The following is a 2,142-nucleotide window of genomic DNA, read 5'->3' as shown; positions in this document are numbered from 1 at the left end:
AGGACCCGTAATTTAACTACTGCTTGAGTTGATCTCGTCGTGGTGCTCGATCAGGCGCTTCAGGGCTTCGAGTGTGCGGGGAGGGTGGGTCCTGTGGAAGACGAGGACTCTGGCGAGCTCGGGCCCGGCGAAGGCCAGCATCGGCTTGGACCTCCCAGCGTGGTAGCTCAGCACGTTGCGCTTGCGGCCCATCAGTTCGGCCGCGAGGGTCAAGGTGACGGTGTTGCGACTGCGGAGCACGGCGGCCAGGACACGGTGGCGGTGATCGAGGGTGCCGAAGCCGGGATTGCGGCCGCGGCCGTCCCTGTCTGCGCTTTGGCGTTCGGCTTCGGTCAAGAGTAGTTGGCACGGTTCGAGCTGGAGCACGAGCTGCTCGAAGTGTTCTCGGGTCATGCCAGTGAGCACGGGGTGGGTGAGGAGGAAGGTGGCCTCGGCCGGGATCGGAGAGCCCGACTCGTCCCGTGGATCTTCCGGAAGCTGCTGGCCGGGGTCCTGAGGGGCGATGGTGTAGTTCCACTCACCATGGAACTCATCGCGTTCGACCCGTTGCTCGGCGCGCTGGCGTTCGGCTCGGGTGAGCACGCGCCCGGTGGGGTACGCGTTCTCGTCCAGCACGGCCTGGACGGTCAGTCCGGTGCGGGTGCGGGTGGCCGAGATGGTCTCCAGCAGTACCTCGTAGCTGGTCAGCGGCTGCCCGCGCAGGCTGTGGGTGATCCGGGAGAACAGACGGTGTTCTACCTTGTTCCATTTTGAAGTACCTGGCGGGAAGTGCATGACGGTGATACTCAGCCCGCACTCGTCGGCGAACTCGGCCAGGCCCATCTTGAACAGGCGGGAGTCCGCCGAGTTAGCGCCTCCACAATCAGCGGTGACCAGCAAGCGGTCGGTGCTGGGGTAGTCGAGGCGCCCCTGGACCTGCCACCAGCGGCGCAGAGACTCCACCGCGAAGGCAGCGGTGTTGCGGTCGGTGCCCACATTCACCCAGCCGCTGTCGCGGCCCAGGTCGTAGATGCCGTACGGGATGGCGAACGGAGTGTCGGGACCGAAGAAGTCGTGATCCGGGGCAGTGATCGGCTGCCCTTTGGGGCGGTAGGTGCGGCCGGGGCGTGCGAAATCGCCGATCGGTTCCTTCTGCTTCGCATCCACACTCACCACCGGCAGGCCCTGCGCCAGGAAACGTTCGGCGGCGGTATTGATGTGACGGAACTGGGCGTCTCGATCGGGTACCTGACTGCCGGCCCGAGTCTTGGCCATGCCCTGCAGACTGAAGCCCATCGCACGCAGCAAACCGCCGACCACCGGGGCACTGACTGGATGACCGGCAACGGTCAACTCCTGGGACAAGTCCCGCAGCGAGGCAGTGGTCCAGCGCAACGGGGACACGGGATCACCCACCGCATGCGGCTCGATCAACACTTCGAGAGCCGCTAGCAGACCAGGGTCGCGCCCGGCAGCGGACTTACGCCCGCCGCCCGGTCTGCGTACCCGCCCCAGTGCTGGCGCTCCGACCGCGAGTTCCGCACGCCCTCGTGCGACAGTCGACTCCGAGACCTCCGCCAGCCTGGCCACGGCCGCGATCCCTCCATGCCCCAGAGCCTCCGCCTCGGAAGCCAAATACAGACGACGCTGCCGCTCGTCCAGATGTGGCAGCACCACCGCGAACTTCGTATCCAGTACCGCCAGGACTTCATCCGGAATCGCCACAACAGCCCAACTACATGGCGCCACCGAGGTATCGGCCGAAACCGGCAGTAGTTAAATTACGGGTCCTCACCAGCGCGTCTCCCCGGCGAAATACTTCGCCGCCTTGCGCAGGATCTCGCGTTCCTCCTCCAGCTCACGGACCTTCTTGCGCAGAGCGGCGTTCTCCGCCTCCAACAGCGTCGGCGGCTCGGGCGGCACCTCCGCCCGGCGTCCCCGCGGCCGGCTCGCACCGGCTGCCCGCACCCAGTTCCGCAAGGTCTCGGGGTTGATTCCCAGATCGGCAGCGACTTGCCGGATCGTCGCCTCGGGCCGCGACTGGTACAGCGCGACCGCGTCCGCCTTGAACTGCGGCGGATAGTTCTTCATGACCACGAGATGTCCGTTCTCAGATCCTCAGGATCCAGTGTCTCGTGTGTCCAGGATCAAGGGTCAAGACCC

General features: G+C 66.0%; 1 protein-coding gene and 1 pseudogene. Both read right to left on the bottom strand.

The features are described from left to right. Positions 1-12: 12 nt before the first annotated feature. Positions 13-1,704: an ISAzo13 family transposase gene (locus IF11_RS0135945; RefSeq protein WP_037729446.1), complete on the bottom strand. Its 1,692-nt coding sequence runs from the start codon at positions 1,702-1,704 to the stop codon at positions 13-15. 81 nt (positions 1,705-1,785) lie between these two features. Continuing rightward, positions 1,786-2,076 (bottom strand): annotated as a pseudogene (locus IF11_RS0135940) (transposase); the annotation flags it as partial. Positions 2,077-2,142: the final 66 nt, after the last annotated feature.

The sequence above is a fragment of the Streptomyces scopuliridis RB72 genome (assembly GCF_000718095.1).
Classification (GTDB): domain Bacteria; phylum Actinomycetota; class Actinomycetes; order Streptomycetales; family Streptomycetaceae; genus Streptomyces; species Streptomyces scopuliridis.
The sequence above is the reverse complement of the archived record's forward strand: the minus strand, read 5'-3'. Positions and strand labels throughout refer to the sequence as shown.